This window comes from Cognatiyoonia sp. IB215182, from assembly GCF_033963905.1.
Taxonomy (GTDB): Bacteria; Pseudomonadota; Alphaproteobacteria; order Rhodobacterales; family Rhodobacteraceae; genus Yoonia.
This window is the reverse complement of record NZ_JAXBMB010000006.1, coordinates 85,615-103,705: the sequence shown is the minus strand read 5'-3', so window position 1 is coordinate 103,705 and position 18,091 is coordinate 85,615. Positions and strand designations below refer to the sequence as shown.

Sequence of the window (18,091 nt, the reverse complement as noted above, 5' to 3'; positions counted from 1 at the left end):
CCATGATTCTGGTCCGATTTCACCATAGGAAAACGACCCGGTCGCGCCTGTTCGCGTCCTATCCTCGCTCTGGTAGCAAGAGCGAGCTGTCACCATAGCTGAAAAAACGGTATTCTTCGGCAATGGCATGGGCATAGATCTCGCGGATCGGCGCGATGCCCATCAGAGCCGAAACAAGCATCATCAACGTGGATTTGGGCAGGTGGAAATTGGTCATCAAACCGTCAGCGATCTGAAACTGGAAACCGGGTGTGATGAAGATATCGGTTGGGCCTTGCCATGGCCGCATGACGCCATCTTGTGCGGCACTCTCGATCAGGCGGAGCGCGGTTGTGCCCACGGGTATAACACGGTGGCCCGCCGCCTTTGTCGCGTTGATCTCATCTGCCGCTGCCTGCGTGACCTCACCCCATTCGGCATGCATCTTGTGATCGGCGATATCGTCGACCTTGACGGGCAGGAACGTCCCAGCTCCCACATGTAGCGTGACATGGGTAAACTGAACGCCGCGTGTTCGCAGCGCATCCAGCAATGGCGCGTCGAAATGTAGCGACGCGGTGGGGGCAGCCACTGCGCCGGAACGGCGCGCCCATTGCGTTTGATAGTCCGACTTGTCAGCCTCGTCAGCAGGACGCTTGGCGGCGATATATGGCGGCAGAGGCATTGCACCCACCGCATTCAGGGCCGCATCAAAATCGTCACCTGTCAGATTAAAGCGTAACCTGGCCTTACCGTCCTCGCGTCCTAGCACCTGTGCGGACAATTCATCTGAGAAAGTGATGGTCTCGCCGTCGCGCACCTTTTTCAATGGTTTGACAAGCGCCGCCCAATCTCCATCTGGCTGGGGCTCCAGCAAAGTGACCTCGATCCGCGCAACAGTTTCTCCCGCTTCGCCGGACCGATACCGCTCGCCCGTAAGCCGCGCCGGGATCACCTTTGTGTCGTTGAGGATCAAACGGTCGCCGGGCCGGAGAATGTCAGGTAATTGATTGACGATGCGATCTACGATCTGCGCGCCTTCGGCAACCAAAAGCCGCGCCGAAGAGCGCGGCCGCGCCGGGCGGGTTGCGATCAGATGTTCCGGCAATTCGAAATCGAATTCGCTGAGCTTCACTGCGAAAGCTCCGGCGCAGGCCTGCGAAAGATCTCGCGAAACATACCTGGCGTGAGTGCCGATAGCGGGTTGACCAGAACTTCGGGTGCGGTCGCGTTCCCACCGATATTGAAGTTGAAGCCGATCAAGCCCTCGCCCTTTCGCGTCAGAAAACTACCGATGCTGTTGACCAGAAAAAAGGGTGACACCACGCCCTGCAGATCAAGCGCACCGGTGGCGAGCGTGTATGTGCCATCAACGGAAATGCCAAGCCCCGGCCCAACCGCGCTGGCCTGCGACACGATCACTTGCGCAGGTGTCAGCCGGAATGTCGCGTCAACCTCGTCAAAGGACAACCCCTGACCATCGAGCTGTTGTAGAAGGCCCACCACGCTGATCGCATCCAGAAGTGCGGCCATTGTCGGTGCGTCCTGCACGCGCACGTTGCGCACGCGCAACGTGCCGTCAAACTGCCCCGCCGCACCGGTCGGCAACAGCGTCAGATCCAGCGATCCGCCGCTCGCATTGCGCATAAATCCGGCGTCACGTAATGCTCCACCTGCATTGTCACTCAGCAGGCGCACCGCCACACGTCCATTCCGGGGCGCGACAGTGCCCTGCACCGCCGTCTGGCCATTCACGCGTGCCTGGAACTGGCCAGTAAAGCCATCCGTGTTGCGGAAGTTGCCACGAAATGTCGTCAAGGCGATGCCTTCCGTGATCTGCAAACGGTCGAGCGCAAGATCAAGCGGACCGCTTTCACCATCGCCATCGCCCAAAGTGGCGCGTCGAAGATCGAGCGTACCGCCGCTCATCTCGACAGCCACCGGGCGACCTTCTCCGCGGCCTCGCAAAGTGACCGGCGCATCCAACCAATCGGCAATGCGGACACGTTCGAAAACCGCCGCATCCAGCCCGCCAGCAGGGTTGAGCGTGATACGCCCTTGCGCAGTTAAGCCACCTCCGCTGATCTCAAGATTTGTGATATCGGGCGTGTCGCCCAATGTCCCCTCGACAAGCAAGGCACCGCTTGTACCCGGCGATTTTGACCAACCGACAGCAGGGATTGAAACGCCGAGGCCCTGCAGGTCGGATTGCAAGGTAAAGCGTGGGGGCGCACCTTCGGCCAGATCAATCGTGAGCTGGCCGGGGCTGCTGCCCGTGACCGTCCCATCAGGTAGACCGATCTGCAATGCCCGCAGGAAATCCGGCGACAGCTGCACCTCAGCACGCACCTGACTTGTCCCATTTGCAGGGCCGCCAAAGGGACGCTCCCACACCGCATTGGCCACAGCGCCGTTCAAGCTGACCGGGCCGGCCAATTCCATCCCCGCGCGATTGGCGACAACCCTTAAGCGTGGTGCGGCAAGCGGACGATTGGGGATCAGATCGCTGCGCACACGCGCCACATCGGCTACCATTTCAAACGTGACCTCATCAGGTTGGGTACGACGCTTGAGCGGCCAGTCGAGCGTCCCATTCACCCTTGCGCGGCCATCGGCAACAGTGACTGGCAAATTGGCGCGATCCATGAACGTGAAGGGACGCTGGTTCAAAACCGACAAAATCGCCGTGACCGAACTGTCGGTAACAAGGCTCAAGCGCGCCGGAATCGCGGGCTTCACACGTAAGTCAGTTAGTTCAAAAACGGATCCGGCCAGTTCGACTGGCCCTCCTTGCGGCGCGTTCACAACGCCTTCATCGAGGGCCACGACGAAGGCGTGATTGCCAAGGCTGACCGCGCCGCGCCCGCCGCGGATAGTTGGCATATGCCGCAAAAAACGCACCTCGGCATCCCGAAACTCAAAGTTCGCCGCCATCTCAAAGGGCTGACCGGGCGACCGGCGCATCGCGGCATATCCGTCGAAAAGATGGGCATCAATGACGTTGCGGGCCACCCAATCCCGCGTTCCGGGCCGCAGGGAAAGCGGCCAGAATGCCAGTACATGCTCTGGCGTGACTTCGGACACGGATGTATCCAGCGCAACATGCCAGCCCTGATCCGTGGCAACCACTTTGCCATCCGCTGCAACTTGCGTCGGCCCATCGTTCATCACCATTTGACCGATTTCGACGGAAAAGGGGTCAAACCGGACGCGCAAATCGGCCAGTATTTCGGGCATTTGAGGGGGCGCGTCGAACAGACCCGGGGGGTCAATGACCACATCCGCAAACGCAAACTGGGCAAGCAATGCCCGCGGCAAACCGCCCTGGAACTCGCGCAGATATGCGGTGCCGTTAGCCTGAAACCCACCCCACGCAGTTTTGACACCGATATCGCTGAAATCGATACTGTCGCGCACCGGATCATAGGTCAGATAGGCGCTCGCCGCGTCAAATGTGAGCGGGGCGGTGGCCGCGTTGGGCTGCAAGGCGCCCGCACCGATTTGCAGTGCTGCATTCAAGAGCCCTAACTGACCATCCGAGTCGAGGCTTGTCCGCAACGACGCCGAAATCGGGGCTTCCAGGTCGCGCATCCAGGTCAACGCCGGCGATTGCGACGCGATATCGCTTGCGACCGCATCGGTGATATTCAGGCCAAATTCGGCAACCCGGCTGCCGCGCGGGCTTTGGTACGATACCCGCACGCCCGTCACACCAGCGCGTCCGGACAAAAGCGCAAAATCGCCGCGCAGGTTTGTCTGGTTATCGCGCAGATCCAGCGCGACTGTGCCGTTGTCCACGACCCAGGAACGACCGGCCCGCGCATCGTCAAAATTGACGATCAACCCTTCCGCACGCACTGTCTCCAGCGCTTCCAGTTCCGGGCGCTCAAACACCCGATCCAATTGGTCCAACAATTCCGGCGCGGAGGGGGCCTGGCCAATTTCACCTGCCCCTGCGGCAAACGCCACGGCAAATGAGCCGTCAGCGGCTCGCCGCAGATTAATCTGCGCGCCAATCAGCCGGATTTCCTGTGCTAGAACATCCTGCTGAAATAGCAGTCCACGCGGCGAAATCAGACCCTCAACCACCGGAACACGGGTGATCACAAGACCGGATGGGTCGGTCAGCACGATGTTCTGCAGTCGGATCGTAGGATGCAGATCGTGGCCGATCCGCAAAGAAACCGCGCCAAACTGTAACGCACCACCGTCCAGGAAATCCGTCGCGCGCGCCTCGATCCGATCCATGATCCAGGAGGGCACGGAAATGTCACGCTCTACGATCATCACTGCCGCGGCAAGCACGAAGATGAGAGGAGCGAGGCAGATCAGATAGATCGCCCGCAATGCGATCACCCAGCGACGGAAACGACGCTTCTCAGGCTGTGCCACAACTGGCGCAGTCGCTTCATCCTCACTCTCTTGCACTTGGGCCACAGACACTCCGCGATTGGCCTTTAACTCTCTCCGGGTCGGACTAGAACCTTGATGACAATGCACCACACCTTTCAAGGAGCCAAGATGACACATCCCAATGTCGGTGACACCGCCCCCGAGATCAATTTACCGCGTGATGGCGGCGAAATGGTGAATTTGTCCGATTTTGCGGGCAAGAAGGTCGTGCTTTACTTCTACCCGAAAGACGACACGCCCGGCTGCACGAAAGAGGCGATCGGATTTACCGAGGCGGTCGATGCATTTGCAGCAGAAGGAACTGTTATCCTTGGCGTGTCCAAAGACAGCGTGAAAAAGCACGACAAGTTCGTCGCCAAGCATGAATTGAAAATCGCGCTTCTCTCGGATGAAGAGGGTGATGTCTGCGAACGCTACGGCACCTGGGTTGAGAAGAAGATGTACGGCAAAACCTATATGGGCATTGAGCGCGCGACATTTCTGATCGGAGAAGACGGAAAGATTGCCCAGGTCTGGCGCAAGGTGAAGGTACCGGGTCACGTCGATGCGGTGCTTGAGGCCGTGCGTACAACATAGAAGCTATGTCTTGCGGGACAGCGCCAATTGCCTAGCGCTCCCCGCCGCCCGTCATGGCTTGATCCAGCGACATGCAAATCAATGATCGCATTATGGCAGACTGAGATGCGAATGACGGTGTTGTCGCCTACCCTTCAGCAAATAGGAGTTCAAGCAGCGGGAGGCGCATTGAGTGCTTTGCGTAGAGCTCTTTGATCTGGGCAATATCTATCGGCGCTGCGCGAAGCTAACTCGGATCCCCACACTTCGGGCATCAAGCGCGAGGCGTCTTAGATTCCTTTCTTGGATGGTAATCGGTACAGCAGCAGGTTGCGTGCAGGGAGCCTAAGCTGCGGTAGCGATGGGTCGCCTCTTCGTTAAAGATGGATTCCATTTGCAACCCTTCCCAACGTGCGACCGCCTGGGCTCAGGACCCATTAATTGCCACCGCGCGGCGTGACTCACGGCTGCAAAAGTCGTGACCATGTCTGAGCTCTTCTGGCTGACATATGCGCAGATGGCGCGTCTTGAGCCTTATTCCCAAAGTCCCACGGCAAACCTCGTGCCGGTGACCGGCGTGTGATGCGTGAGGTTATCTTCATCAATCGCAATGGCTTACGTTGGCGTGACGCGCCGAGTGCCAATGGCCCGCACAAACACTCTACAATGGCTGGAAGCGATGGAGTGATAGGTGCGCGTCTTCGCTCGGATGATGGTTGGTCTGGCAGTCGAGCACGGCGAGACGAAGACCGTCATGATCGATCCAACGTACCTCAAAGCCCATCGCACCGCATCCAGCGTCGCGGTGAAAATGAGAGACGTCAACGTCTGATCGGGGCACGAAAGACGGCGTGAATACGAAGCTGCCCATCCTCTGCGACAGCAAGTGCCCTCCGCTGAACGTATTTTGACCGCTGGGCAGGTCAGCGAATACATCGGCGCGCAAGCGTTGCAGAGTAGCCTGCCAGACGTCGATTAGTTGTTCGGCGACCGTGGCGACGATGCCGATTGGTTCAGAAAAGCGTTGAAAGACAGGGAACACGCCCCTGCATCCCCAGGTCGAAAGCAACGCAAAAGGACCTTGACATACGATAGGCGACGACACAATCGCGGCAACCGGATCGAGATATTGTTTGGCAGAATGAAAGACTGGCGGCGGGTGGCAGCCCGATACGACAGACGCCCAATGGTCTTCCTCTCAGCCATCGCTCTCGCAGAAACCGTCATTTACTGCTTGTGAAAACCAAACTTAGCTTCTCCTTTAGTTAACCGCCTTACAAAGAGCGAGATGTCCTTCACCTTTGTATGTGAGCTCCGTCGACACTGGCACCTTGAATACGGACGCGTCCAAATCCATCGGTCACCAGATGGGGCCAAACAGCAAAGCCCGTGCACCTCAACCACTCTTGAAAGGGCAGCCTTCACCGCCAGTTGGGTCGCGATTTCTGTTCGGGAATGAAAGGCTTACCAGCCAACATCATTTTCGCCTGTAGCACCGCGCAGTCTGACGCGGCTGTCGAAAATCGCGCCGCTTAAGCCACCGCTCCTCAATTCAGAATAAGATGGCATTGGTCGCTCGACTGCTTTTGTTTGGACTTTCGATCGGTTTTGGCTGCGCAATCTCCACGTGCGACCGTGTCTGTATGACCCGCGCATGCCCGGTCACAGGGTGAAAATTGACCCTTCTGGCTGCCGCCCCGCCCGTATCCTGGGCGAGAAGTGGCATGTTTTCGTCTTTTAGATAATCAATCGCGAATTGGGCGTTGCGTGGGCCAATGTAATCGAACCGTCCACTCATCAAACTGCCGCCAAAAACCTTTGCCTCCAGATTGGCGCGCGATGCGCCTGCCTTCAGCAAACCGTTAACGAGCAACTCCATCGCATGCGCACCGTATTTGAGACTGTTTCCTTCCGCTTTGCCGCCATCTGCGAGCAAATAGTGGTTCATGCCGCCAATTCCGGCCACGCGGTCAAAAAGGCACACTGAAATGCAGGATCCTAGTACGGTTGACAGCACAACCTCCGCATCAGCTGAAACCTTATACTCGCCTTGAATGACAGAAACAGTGCGTGTCGCATAGCCCGATGGCCAGTTTTGCATCACTGTCATTGACGAATATCCCTTTGCGATGACTTTAAAATGGCTGGCCCAATGGCAGGCAGTGGCAAGACCTGCTGAAGCGCATTCAATTCGGCGGCGGCACCTGGCATTCCGTAAACAAGAGACGTTGCCTTGTCTTGTCCGATGGTTGCAGCACCTGCTCGTTTCAATGTGTGCAGCCCGTGGGCGCCGTCTTTGCCCATCCCTGTCAGAATCACGGCGGTGGTGCGGCCCGCAATGGGCTTGGCCGATTGAAAAAGGGCATCGACCGAGGGTCTGTGGCCACTCACTTTTTCGCCGTTGGTCAATCGGCATCGTAAACCGCGTTGACTATCCAACACCAAATGGCGATCCGCACCCGGCGCAATCATCACAACACCTGGCTGTAGTGGTTCACCATCGCGTGCCTCGACAACTTTGGGCTCGACCCGCCCGTCGAGTAAACGTGCAAGTCCGGCACTAAACGCGGCCCCAGTGTGTTGAACGATGAGAGTCGGCGGACAATCAACAGGAAAACTGCCCAAAACCTCAAGCAGTGCGTCGATACCTCCCGTAGAAGAACCAATGAGGACTATTCGATCCGATCGCGCATGAAAGGGGGATTGAAACAGTCCTGCCTTAGCTTCACGCGACGCAGCCGCCTTGCCCTGCATGATTGCTCTTAGCGCAGAATGTACAGATTGTGGATCAGCCGACAGGTCCACACCACCGTCCCGCCGGTCAAGAGTTGAGGTTCCAAGTCCAAAGGTGGTCCATCGTACCGACAGACAACGACACAGAGTCTCCATCGCTTCAAACTCTTGCATCCTGGTGAATTCATTCGCGTAGAGAACAAGATGAGGCGGTCGATGCTCAATCGTATTGAATGCATTGGATAAATCGGCGCAAGTGGCCATCACGTTCACGCCCGCGACCTTCTTGAGCCGTTCGGCAGCTTGTGAACGCCTCATCTCATTTGGCTCTGCAACCAGAACGCGCACTTTACAGCACCTCGAAAACTTTTCGGCAGGTCACGATCAAAAGTCCTTCCAACTACCACCGACAGCAATGGTCTCGGGTTCCGCCAACAATGAGTTATCGTTTTTTTCAACGTTTCTTGGTGGAATCGATTTTGCACTCGCAGACCTGAACTGGATTACTTCCGTTTCCGGCAGCGCCTCTTCCTGACTATCTTCGAGTTTGAAGCGTGCAACTGTTTGGCTGAGCGATGCGGCTTCGTTTCTGAGCGTTGTCGCCGCCGCGGTTGCTTCCTCGACCATAGCTGCATTTTGCTGCGTGACCTGATCAAGTTGCGACATACCTACGTTAATCTCACCAAGCCCAATCGATTGCTCTCGTGATCCGGTCGCGATGCCGCTGACGAGGCTATCGATGTCACCAACGCGAGTAATGATGGAACCTAATGCATCACCTGTTCGACCGACCAGGCCGACACCAGTTTCTACTTGTTCAGAGCTGCTGGTGATCAAGGCCTTGATCTGCTTTGCGGCTTCAGACGATCTCTGAGCCAGTGCACGCACCTCGGAAGCGACAACCGCGAATCCCCGCCCGGCATCACCCGCCCTTGCAGCTTCAACACCTGCATTCAGGGACAGCAGATTGGTCTGAAAGGCAATGTCATCAATGACGCCAATGATCTGCGATATCTCGTTGGAGGATTTGCGTATCATTGACATCGCCTCAACCGCCTCCGAGACAATCTGGCCACTTTCCTCCGCGTCCTTCCGGGCACCGTTTACAACCTTTTCGACTTCGGAAGCGCTGTCGGCAGCTTCACGAACACTGGCCGTTAACTCGTCAAGAGCGGCAGCCGTCTGTTCCAAGGTGGCGGCTTGGCTTTCGGTCCGTTGCGAAAGATCATCTGAAGACGCACTGATTTCTTCGGCGCGAGCATGGATTTCTGTCGCATTCTCGACGATCATCTTCGTCAGATCATTCATAGTCGTGATCGTCGCGTTGAAATCGCCGCGCAGTCGTTCATATTCTTCGGGGAATTCAGTATCCAACTGCACCGACAGGTCGCCGCTTGCGAGGCCCCTCAAACCTTGGCCAAGTGCTTCGACAACTTCAGCCTGTTCCTTGCGTTTCTCAGCGACTATCTCAGACGCGTCACGCGAGACAATCAGCTTATCCTTGAATCCCTGCAATGACCGCGAGAGCGCTCCAATCTCATCTGCCCGTGCCAGGCCCGGTATTGGGGTAGAATAGTCTTCATCGCTCAGCCCTTGCATTGCGTCTGCAAACACACCCAGTGGCCGCGTGATCGACACGGCAACAAAATAGCCGGCAACCGTGGATGCCACTGCGCCGAGCGCTATCACTGCAAACATCCGCCAGAGAAATTCGGTCATTCCTGAATAGGCATTTGCCCTGTTCAATTCCACAATGATCGACCAGTCTAGACCAAGCATGTCAAAAGGCTTGATCTGGGCGCTAACAGCCGCACCTCTGATGCCTTCTACATTGTCCAAGAAGGTATCTGCGCCACGGCGCACTGCCGCCAATTGTTCAGGCCTTGCGACAGGCTCTAGCACAGACAAAATTCCGGGAGCGCGCGCCAGACTGCGGGCGCGACCATCCGCGCCCATTAGGTATACTTCATCATCAACACCGAGTTTTGACGACTGACCCAAATGCCGCTGTGTCGTCTGAGCAGACAGGCGGATTGCGACCACTCCAATGGTCCTTCCTTCCTGATCAACCACTTTTTGGGCCATGAAAGACACCGGTTCCTGTCCGCTGGGAGCGTATCTTTCAAAATCAACAAATACTTTGGTGTCCGCGTCTGCCTGCATCGCGCGTCGAAAAGCCTCACCCAGACCAGAAGTTGCGTAAGGGCCATCCTCGACGCTTGTCGCAAAGTCATCTTGTTTCTTAACCGAATACGCGACCAACCCGTCAGGCAAGATCAGCATAAGGTCATCATAGTCGGCGCGATTGACAATGTTGCGAAACTGAAAATGAAGCTGCTCATGAGCCCGATCAAACGGACGCCCCTCATTCACAACATCAAGTTCGTCGCGTCGATCTGATGGAAACGGATTTTCACTGATGTAGGAACGTCGGATATCAGTGATGACCAAATCCTTTTGTCCAGCCTGAAAAGCATCAGCCAGACGGGCAAGCGTTTGGCCGGTTGTACGGTCCTTGGCGTAGCTGTCCATGCTGCGCGCCGCACTTGCGAGCCAAATCTCTAGGCGATCAGCCGCATTCTCGGCAATTGTAGCGCTGAGATCCTCGGCCCGTTGGGTCTGAATCCTTTTGAATTCGACATAATAAACATAACTCGATAGGGCGATACTTGTCAGCAGTGCGCCCACCACAAGTAATGGAAGCCTGAGGCGAATAGGAACCTGTGTCAGACGATTGATCATTGTTAAGTCCTCGAAAGCCAGCGAAGGTGGCTTAGTTAGAAAAGATCAACAGAAGCGTTCTGCACTGAAGATTTCTTCTTGCCGGCAAGCCCGGCAGATACATCCAGTCTGTGCCTGCTTCGCTCAAGCGTAAGTCCGGGTGCCTTCAACGGCGTTGTTGTGACGGCGTCGGCGGGCAAATGGGCGGCCAGAGCCCTTGACAGATACTCGAGGTCTTTGAGCATCTGCAGCGCCAGATCAAATCCCTGCACTTCTTGATGTGCGACGTTCGATCGCGATACGAGAGGCGTTACGGCATGCTCATATCGCAAGAGCATGGCGCCTGCACAAGCCAACTCATCTGCCAGCGCTTCAAGTACCGGTTGGACACGGTTCGCTTCTACCTCACTCATAGGCGACCCACGACGGTCTCAACTGCTGATTTGAGTGTGGCGGTCGTGAAAGGCTTCTTGACGATATTGTTCAGGCCCAGTTTGCGCCCGCGTGCAATAATCTCTGGTGTCGGAGAGCCTGTGACCAGAATAAATCCAATACCCTTGGTGGTTTGGTTCACGCGTAGATTTTCAAGGAGATCCAGCCCATTCATACCGGGCATGTTGAAGTCGCTGATAACCAAATGAACAGGGTTGGCTGCAAGCAACGGCATCGCGGCGTCACCAGATTTATGATGATCCACATGCACCAAACCCATATCTTCCAATGACTGAACGAGCAAACCGCGGCTTACGGTCATGTCGTCAACCACCATTACTCTTAGCTTACTTTTTAGCGACATACGTCGTCTCTCCTCGAATGCTTTATGCTGATATCGTCATCGGATGCGGACGGTAGGTTGTGGTGCCGGCGACCTTTAGACCGATTGCGTCAGGATCGGCGATCCGCTCCGAATGGCCGATGAACAGATGCGCATTTGGCTGGAGGCACTGGCGAAAGCGTGACCAAAGCCGCGCTTGCGTTGGTTTGTCGAAGTAGATCGCGACATTGCGGCACATAATGACGTCGAATTTTCCGGAGATTGGCCATTGATCGACGAGATTGAGGTGGCGAAAGGAGATGAGGCTCTTCAGAGCTTCGTGGACCTCGCGCTGACTTCCGTCTGCGTCGGGCTTCAGTATTCTGGATTCATGGGATGGCGACGGGAAAGTGCAGTCATCTTGCGGATACGCCCCCCTCTTTGCCTTTTCTAGGACCAAGGCATCAATATCGGTGGCCAATATCTTCAGGTCATAGCTGCTTGCTTGTTTATCAAAACTCAAAAGTGAACCGGCCAAAGAATATGGTTCTTGGCCTGACGAACACCCTGCCGACCAAAGGCGCACACGCTCACCCTGTTTTGCGCGCTCTATCAAATCGGGGATAACGCCGTTCTCAAGGTATTCAAAATGATGAGCTTCGCGATAGAAACTGGTAACGTTCGTTGTCAGCGCAGTAATGAAATGGCCAATTTCGTTTTGGTCCTTTGCCTCTATCAACTCGCAATATGTCGCAAAGTCAGGCAGCTCCAATGCACGCAACCTTTTCATGAGCCGTGATTTGATAAGTGGTCTCTTTGCCTTATCGAGATTGAGACCCCAACCGACTTTTGCAACCTGCGCGATGCGCTCAAAGTCAGATTGCGACAGGTCAAAATCGCCCTTCATATTGTTCGAAGGCGAATGCATGTTCATGCCACTTCCTCCGCGTCGCGATCAACAATTGTCTCTAGCGCGAGGATCTTGAGCATCTCATCATCGACAGACACCAGCCCCACGACTTGGCCGTCATTGCCATCATGTCCCTGCGTCGGGTTAGGTTGGATCTCGTCAGCGGCGATGGAGAGAATCTCGGACACGGCTTCGACGAGAAGGCCAATCACGCGGTTACCCACAGCAACTACAACGACAACACTGCGGGGGCCGACTTCCGTCATCGGCAAGCCAAGGCGAGCAGCAAGATCGATGATAGGGATAACTGAACCGCGGAGGTTCATGACACCCAGAATGGATTTGTCTGAGTTCGGCAGAGAGGTCACCGTACGCCAACGCCTGATTTCTCGGATTGATGTAATCTCGACACAATATCCTTGCCCGCCTGCACGCAGCGAGACGAACTCCGTTATCTTTGCTTTTTCCATAGTGTCAGTATCGGTCAAAACTGCGCCTCCAATTGTTCGTGGGATTGCGAGGCGCGTTGAGAGGCGGCAAGGCCACCCAGAGCCTCTGTATCGACAATCAAAGCGATGTTGCCGTCACCAAGAATTGTTGCAGCAGCAATCCCAGTGATTGCGCCATAATTCCCCTTAAGGCTTTTTATGACGACTTGCCGTTGGTCTTGAATCGCATCAACTGACACAGCAATTGTTGCGTCATTGGCATCTATCAGAACAAACACACGATTGCTGTCAGGGTCATCCGCTTGGTCGAGGCCCATCAGCGCATTTAGGTTCACAACCGGCACAAATGTGCCACGTACAGACAGGACCCACTCACCAGGTGTCACCTCTTGAATTTCGCTGGCAGCTGGTCGGATTGTTTCGACAATGCTGGACAGCGGAAGCACCATAGTTTCGGCGCCAACTTCGACAATCATTCCATCGAGGACTGCAAGCGTCAGCGGCAATGAAATTGTGAAGGTCGAGCCCTCCCCTGGGCTGCTGGTGATCGCCACCTTGCCGCCAAGGGAGGTAATTGCGGTCTTAACCACGTCCATTCCGACACCACGCCCGGAAAGGTTTGTTACACTTTCCGCGGTTGAGAATCCTGGCGCGAAGAGAAGGTTGTAGATTTCCGGTTCAGATAGTTTTGCGTCGGGCGCGACAATCCCCTTTTCGACTGCCTTTTCAAAGAGCTTTTCGCGATTAAGTCCTGCCCCGTCATCCGTAATCTCGATGAGAACGTGTCCGGAGCGATGCGCAGCTGATAGACGGACGATGCCTTCCTCCGCCTTACCGGAATCTCGACGCTGCTCTGGCTCTTCGATCCCATGATCGACAGCGTTGCGTAGCATGTGTGTCAACGGATCGGCGAGGCGCTCAAGCATGGTTTTGTCGATCTCTGTGGTTTCGCCCTCCGTAATGAAGGCCACACTTTTGCCGGTGGCCTCTCCTGCTTCGCGTACAACTCGGCCCATGCGCTGGAACAACGACTTAACGGGTTGGGCGCGAATGGCCATGACGCCTTCCTGAATCTCCCGCGCAAGCGTCCCATAATCATCGAGAGCAGTTGTGATTTCAGAGTTTGACACGAGCCCGCTTTCCTTAAGGTTACGGTCAATCACAGCGTGATTGATGATCAACTCCCCAACGCTGTTGATCAGCCTGTCAACACGCTCCGGATCCACGCGAAGTGTTGATTGGACGGCTTGTGTCGAACCCGACGGCTTTGCGGGTTTTTGTGTGGGCGAAGAGACCTCAACCGCCTTTTCTTTCGGCTGGTCCGGTGTGGCTTCCGGTTGGCTGGGCTGCGGTGGGTCATCAGGCAAATCTGTTGGTACTTCGGCAACGATGGTGTCGATTTGGATATCGCAGTGTCCTTCGACGAACTGAAAGACATCGCGTACCGCGTCTTCATCGTCTGTACCTTGCAGAGTGAGGCGCCAAGAAAGGTAGCTTTCGTCGAAATTGAACCCGTCAAGATCGGGAACGTCTTCGGTGATGCATTCGACATGAAGGTTTCCGAGCTTTTCCAGCCCACTAATCAGGCGCAGTGGATCATTGCCGCTCATGTAAAGTGAGGCATGCGGGGTAAGCGTAATCTCAAAGCGTTCAACAGGATCCGCGGCGATTTCGATCGCCATTGCAGCGACAGGCGTGAAGACAAAGTCTTCTTCGGGCGCCTCTTCTTCGGGGGAACCGCCAGATAACTGGATCAGCTCATCAATGAGCGCATGTGTCGCGTCGGGCACCGGCGTACCCTCTACACGCGATCCGTCCACCAGTTCGGCGAGGTTATCGGCTGACCGAACAATAACGCGCAACACATCGCTGCTGATGTCGAGTTTATCAGAACGGATCAGGTCAAGCGTCGTTTCGTAGTGATGTGCGAAATCGACGAGATCATTGAAACCAAATGCGCCAGCGGCGCCCTTGATAGAATGGACTGCCCGAAAGATTGCATTGATCGTTTCAGTGTCCCACTCATGACTGGCCACAAGTTCGAGGTTCTCTGTCAAGGACTCAATCAAGTCTTCGCATTCCGCGAAGAAGGTCTCTCTAAGGCTATCCATGCTCATGCAGCATCCGCCCCTGTGACGAGGTTCAGAATTTCGATCAACTGCTTGTCGTCAAATGGTTTGACGATCCAGCCTGTGGCTCCAAGCCCGCGCGCCTTATCCTTGAACTCCTGCGAACTTTCAGTCGTCAGCACGAGGATCGGCACCTTGCGGTTGGATGGTCCGGTGCGGATCGCCTCCAAAACACCAAAACCATCGAGATTTGGCATGTTGATATCCGTGATAACGGCATCAAAACGTTCGTTTTGGAAAGCCTCAACACCCAAGGCACCGTCTTCGGCAGTTACTGACGCAAAACCGCCATCGGTGAGCGTTTGCGATACAAGCCGACGGATTGTGCGTGAGTCGTCGATGACAAGAACAGTCTTTTGGCTCATGCGTTTTCATCCTGCAAAAGATCAGACAGGCCGAGCGTTGTCAGGCTACGCTTTGCCGCCTCTGACGGGTTTCGGATCTCGAAGGCGCCATCATGCATGAGCGCCGTCTGCTGGGCCGCGATCAGCAATTGGGCCACCTGCGCCGGAATAGCCGGTGCCTCGGTCGCATCGATGATGACCTTGCCGGCCTTACGCGCCTGCAAAGCCTCAATGATCGGCTGTGGGGCGTCCAACCAGCCTTCTACATCAAGCACGATGCTTTCTGAGATATGTTCAGCCAAAGTGATCCCCTCGCTTACCCATTTCGTTACAGCCCGGTTTGTCTAGCGTGCGAACAATTAAAAACGGGTTAGCAGTTGATCGATCAGGTCCGGAAAGCCGATCCCCAAGCAATGCCGTGGCTTGAGCAACTTATGCTCGCCCGTGCGGGGTATGTGCGTTCGGGCCGGAAACGCTTGCCGTCAGGGCATCGGCAGTTCCTCGCGCACGGGTAAAGAAACGACGCGTAATTCCCGCGCCAATGCGCAAAAATCTTGCAGCACTGGCTGAGTCCGACTAACACGGTGGGCGATGCCGGTGGGGGGCAGGTAGACGACATCAAACGGGACGGAACCACATTGTGAGATCACGGTTTTCTCAGAGAATCCACGCCTTTCTTGAAAGGCGTTTCCCGGAAAGACGCCTATTTCTTCGCTCAGATAATGAGACACGGTTTATTCGGCTGAAGCCTGAAACGCAGCTTGTCGCGTGGACTGGCTGCATTGCCGTTGTCGCGTGGACGATCGTGGCCACTGCCATTTTGCTCATGGATAGCATTGGCGCCGGGAACTTTCGCGCCCAGGCGCAGCGTGATCAATTGACCTATGAACAACGGCTGAATGCTCTGTCATCGGAACGTGATGCGCGGGCGCTGGAAGCGCTGGCCGCGCAAGAGCGCTTTAACTCCGCATTGCAGCAAATCTCGATCATGCAATCCGAGCTGCTCGCGACTGAAGAAAAACGCCGAGAACTGGAAACCGGGATGGAAGCGGTGCAGGCCACATTGCGCGACACGATGCGTGCCCGCGAAGAAGCCCGTGCCCAAGTGGCCGCAATGACCGCGGAAAACGACGATCCCGAGGGTGCAACAATCACGGATGAAGCCGCAGGCACCGTGAATTTGCTTGCCGATGCCCTTGCCGAAACTGCTGCAGAGAGGGATCAGATTGCGGCAGACGCCGAGTTCGCCATCGAACACGCGCAAGAAATGGAACTGGAACTCAGACTCCTCCAAGAGCGCAATGACCAGATCTTTCGTCAGTTGGAAGAGGCGATGCTGGTCTCGGTCGAGCCACTTGATGAGATGTTCCGTGCAGCTGGCATGAACCCTGAAAACTTGATCAATCAGGTACGCCGGGGCTACTCGGGCACCGGAGGGCCGTTGACGCCTCTACAGTTCTCAACTCGCGGCGGCGAACCGGATCCGGACGCATTGCGTGCCAATGCGATCCTCAGTGCGATGGATCGCATCAACCTTTACCGGATCGCTGCCGAGAAGGCGCCGTTCTCAATCCCCGTGAAGTCGAACTTCCGCTACACATCCGGTTTTGGCCCACGCTGGGGGCGGATGCATAACGGCACCGACTTTGCCGCCCCGATCGGCACGCCTACCTACGCCACCGCCGATGGTGTCGTGACCCATGCAGGCTGGTCTTCCGGCTACGGACGGCTGATCAAGATCCGCCATGACTTTGGTATTGAGACAAGATACGCACACTTGAACTCTATGGATGTCCAAGTTGGCCAAAGGGTCTCGCGCGGTGAGAAAATTGGTGCTATTGGGAATTCCGGTCGCTCGACGGGCCCCCATCTGCACTATGAAGTCCGCATCAACGGCAATCCTGTAAACCCCATGATCTACATAAGAGCTGGACAGAATGTTTTCTAAATCAAAAATCAACGAACCAGGCCCGAAATCGGGTGACACTGAAAACGCCAAGGGCGCCGATGCTGCAAAAGCCGGTGGCGACTACAAATCCAGCGCGCCCAAGGCAAAACCTGCGGCATCTGCGCTGTCTTCGGACCTGCTGATCACCGGCAACATCAAGACATCTGGTGACATCCAGGTCGAAGGCCAAGTTGAAGGTGACATCCGTGCCCATCTGCTGACCGTTGGCGAAGGCGCGACGGTGAAAGGCGAAGTCATGGCTGACGATGTCGTGGTCAATGGCCGCATCATTGGTCGCGTGCGCGGCCTGAAGGTCCGCCTGACCTCAACCGCACGTGTCGAGGGTGACATTATCCACAAGACTATCGCTATCGAAAGCGGTGCGCATTTCGAAGGCAGCGTGCAGCGTCAGGACGATCCGCTGGCGACAGGCGCCAAGAAAATGCCGACAACTGCACCTGCAGCGGCTCCGGCAGAGAAAGCCAAGACCTGACACCCGGTTCAGACGATTTTGAGGGCGCCCACGGGCGCCCTTTCTTATGTCCGGCTGACCAATAGCCGCAGACCCAAAGCACCCAACACAGCCGCTGCAGCCCGGTCGATATAGACCTTTGCCCGCTGATACCCTCGGCTGACCGCCGCACTGCTCATCGCAAAGGCAAGGCAGGTGTAAAACAGAACCTCGACCACAAGATGGTTCAACACGACAAGCGCGCTTTGCGCCACTGTCATCTCTGCCGGGAAGATGACGATCAGGACGGCTGCCGCAAAAAGTACCGCCTTGGGGTTGAGGATGTTAATCATCGCCCCTTGCCGGAATGCATGGCGGGCGGGCGTGTGGGCTGCGCCAATCCGGGCACGGGCGTGCACCCACATGTTGTAAGCTACATAGATCAGATAAAGTGCCCCGATCGTCTTGACCAAGGCATAGGCCCAGGGAAAGAGGCTGAACACCGCTTCCAGCCCCAAAAGCGCCGCGAGTGTCCATAGGCTCGCCACAAGCCCTAGCCCCAGACCAACTGCTATTCCCGCCCGACGACCGGCACTGAGCGTCGTGCGTATTGCGACCACCAGCGCCGGACCCGGGCTAGCAATGGCTGCAAATAGCGCAAGGTTGAACGCAATCAGATGTGTGATTTCCATGTTAGGCTCCGTC

The 18,091-nt window shown here is 56.1% G+C and carries 16 protein-coding genes and 1 pseudogene; 4 read left to right on the top strand and 13 right to left on the bottom strand.

The features are described 5' to 3' along the window. Window positions 1–58: 58 nt before the first annotated feature. Window positions 59–1,114, bottom strand: coding sequence for a tRNA preQ1(34) S-adenosylmethionine ribosyltransferase-isomerase QueA (queA, locus tag SLH47_RS13365; RefSeq protein ID WP_320240050.1), 1,056 nt, complete (start codon window positions 1,112–1,114; stop codon window positions 59–61). Next, window positions 1,111–4,416: an AsmA-like C-terminal region-containing protein gene (locus SLH47_RS13360; RefSeq protein WP_320240049.1), complete on the bottom strand. Its 3,306-nt coding sequence runs from the start codon at window positions 4,414–4,416 to the stop codon at window positions 1,111–1,113. The genes queA and SLH47_RS13360 overlap by 4 nt, the downstream gene beginning before the upstream one ends. Window positions 4,417–4,500: 84 nt before the next feature. On the opposite strand from SLH47_RS13360, the gene bcp reads away from it, so the two are divergent. Both bcp and SLH47_RS13350 read left to right on the top strand, forming a co-directional pair. After that, window positions 4,501–4,968, top strand: coding sequence for a thioredoxin-dependent thiol peroxidase (gene bcp / locus SLH47_RS13355; protein ID WP_320240048.1), 468 nt, complete (start codon window positions 4,501–4,503; stop codon window positions 4,966–4,968). Between the two features lie 463 nt (window positions 4,969–5,431). Beyond that, window positions 5,432–6,187: pseudogene (locus tag SLH47_RS13350) on the top strand (IS5 family transposase). A 312-nt stretch (window positions 6,188–6,499) separates the two neighbouring features. On the opposite strand, the gene SLH47_RS13345 reads toward SLH47_RS13350, so the two are convergent. Genes SLH47_RS13345 through SLH47_RS13300 form a run of 10 tightly spaced genes read right to left on the bottom strand, consistent with a single transcriptional unit; the run spans window position 6,500 to window position 15,289 of the window. Further along, window positions 6,500–7,057 (bottom strand): chemotaxis protein CheD, encoded by a 558-nt coding sequence (locus SLH47_RS13345; RefSeq protein ID WP_320240047.1) that lies wholly within the window; start codon window positions 7,055–7,057, stop codon window positions 6,500–6,502. Continuing rightward, window positions 7,054–8,028 (bottom strand): CheB methylesterase domain-containing protein, encoded by a 975-nt coding sequence (locus SLH47_RS13340; protein WP_320240046.1) that lies wholly within the window; start codon window positions 8,026–8,028, stop codon window positions 7,054–7,056. Before SLH47_RS13340 ends, SLH47_RS13345 begins: the two co-directional genes overlap by 4 nt. A 36-nt stretch (window positions 8,029–8,064) precedes the next feature. Further along, window positions 8,065–10,422: a methyl-accepting chemotaxis protein gene (locus SLH47_RS13335; RefSeq protein ID WP_320240045.1), complete on the bottom strand. Its 2,358-nt coding sequence runs from the start codon at window positions 10,420–10,422 to the stop codon at window positions 8,065–8,067. Window positions 10,423–10,457: 35 nt separating this feature from the next. Then, entirely contained in the window at window positions 10,458–10,814 is a 357-nt protein-coding gene (locus SLH47_RS13330) for a hypothetical protein (protein WP_320240044.1), read from the bottom strand. Further along, the gene (locus SLH47_RS13325) at window positions 10,811–11,197 is read right to left on the bottom strand and encodes a response regulator (RefSeq protein ID WP_320240043.1); all 387 of its coding nucleotides are present in this window, start codon (window positions 11,195–11,197) and stop codon (window positions 10,811–10,813) included. Before SLH47_RS13325 ends, SLH47_RS13330 begins: the two co-directional genes overlap by 4 nt. 22 nt (window positions 11,198–11,219) lie before the next feature. Continuing rightward, on the bottom strand, window positions 11,220–12,089 hold the full coding sequence (locus SLH47_RS13320) for a protein-glutamate O-methyltransferase (protein ID WP_320240042.1): 870 nt from the start codon (window positions 12,087–12,089) through the stop codon (window positions 11,220–11,222). Beyond that, complete coding sequence (locus SLH47_RS13315; RefSeq protein WP_320240041.1) at window positions 12,086–12,535, bottom strand: chemotaxis protein CheW; 450 nt, start codon at window positions 12,533–12,535, stop codon at window positions 12,086–12,088. The genes SLH47_RS13320 and SLH47_RS13315 overlap by 4 nt, the downstream gene beginning before the upstream one ends. 14 nt (window positions 12,536–12,549) lie before the next feature. Further along, a complete protein-coding gene (locus tag SLH47_RS13310; protein ID WP_320240040.1) occupies window positions 12,550–14,625 on the bottom strand; it encodes a chemotaxis protein CheA in 2,076 nt (691 codons plus the stop codon). Window positions 14,626–14,627: 2 nt separating this feature from the next. Further along, window positions 14,628–15,008, bottom strand: coding sequence for a response regulator (locus SLH47_RS13305; protein ID WP_320240039.1), 381 nt, complete (start codon window positions 15,006–15,008; stop codon window positions 14,628–14,630). Next, window positions 15,005–15,289: a hypothetical protein gene (locus tag SLH47_RS13300; RefSeq protein WP_320240038.1), complete on the bottom strand. Its 285-nt coding sequence runs from the start codon at window positions 15,287–15,289 to the stop codon at window positions 15,005–15,007. Before SLH47_RS13300 ends, SLH47_RS13305 begins: the two co-directional genes overlap by 4 nt. Before the next feature lie 338 nt (window positions 15,290–15,627). Between SLH47_RS13300 and SLH47_RS13295 the strand changes: the two genes are divergently transcribed. Then, a complete protein-coding gene (locus SLH47_RS13295; RefSeq protein ID WP_320240037.1) occupies window positions 15,628–16,935 on the top strand; it encodes a M23 family metallopeptidase in 1,308 nt (435 codons plus the stop codon). Next, entirely contained in the window at window positions 16,925–17,428 is a 504-nt protein-coding gene (locus SLH47_RS13290; protein WP_320240036.1) for a polymer-forming cytoskeletal protein, read from the top strand. The genes SLH47_RS13295 and SLH47_RS13290 overlap by 11 nt, the downstream gene beginning before the upstream one ends. Before the next feature lie 44 nt (window positions 17,429–17,472). Here the strand turns inward: SLH47_RS13290 and SLH47_RS13285 are convergent, their stop codons facing one another. Next, complete coding sequence (locus SLH47_RS13285; protein ID WP_320240035.1) at window positions 17,473–18,078, bottom strand: LysE family translocator; 606 nt, start codon at window positions 18,076–18,078, stop codon at window positions 17,473–17,475. Window positions 18,079–18,091 lie beyond the last annotated feature (13 nt).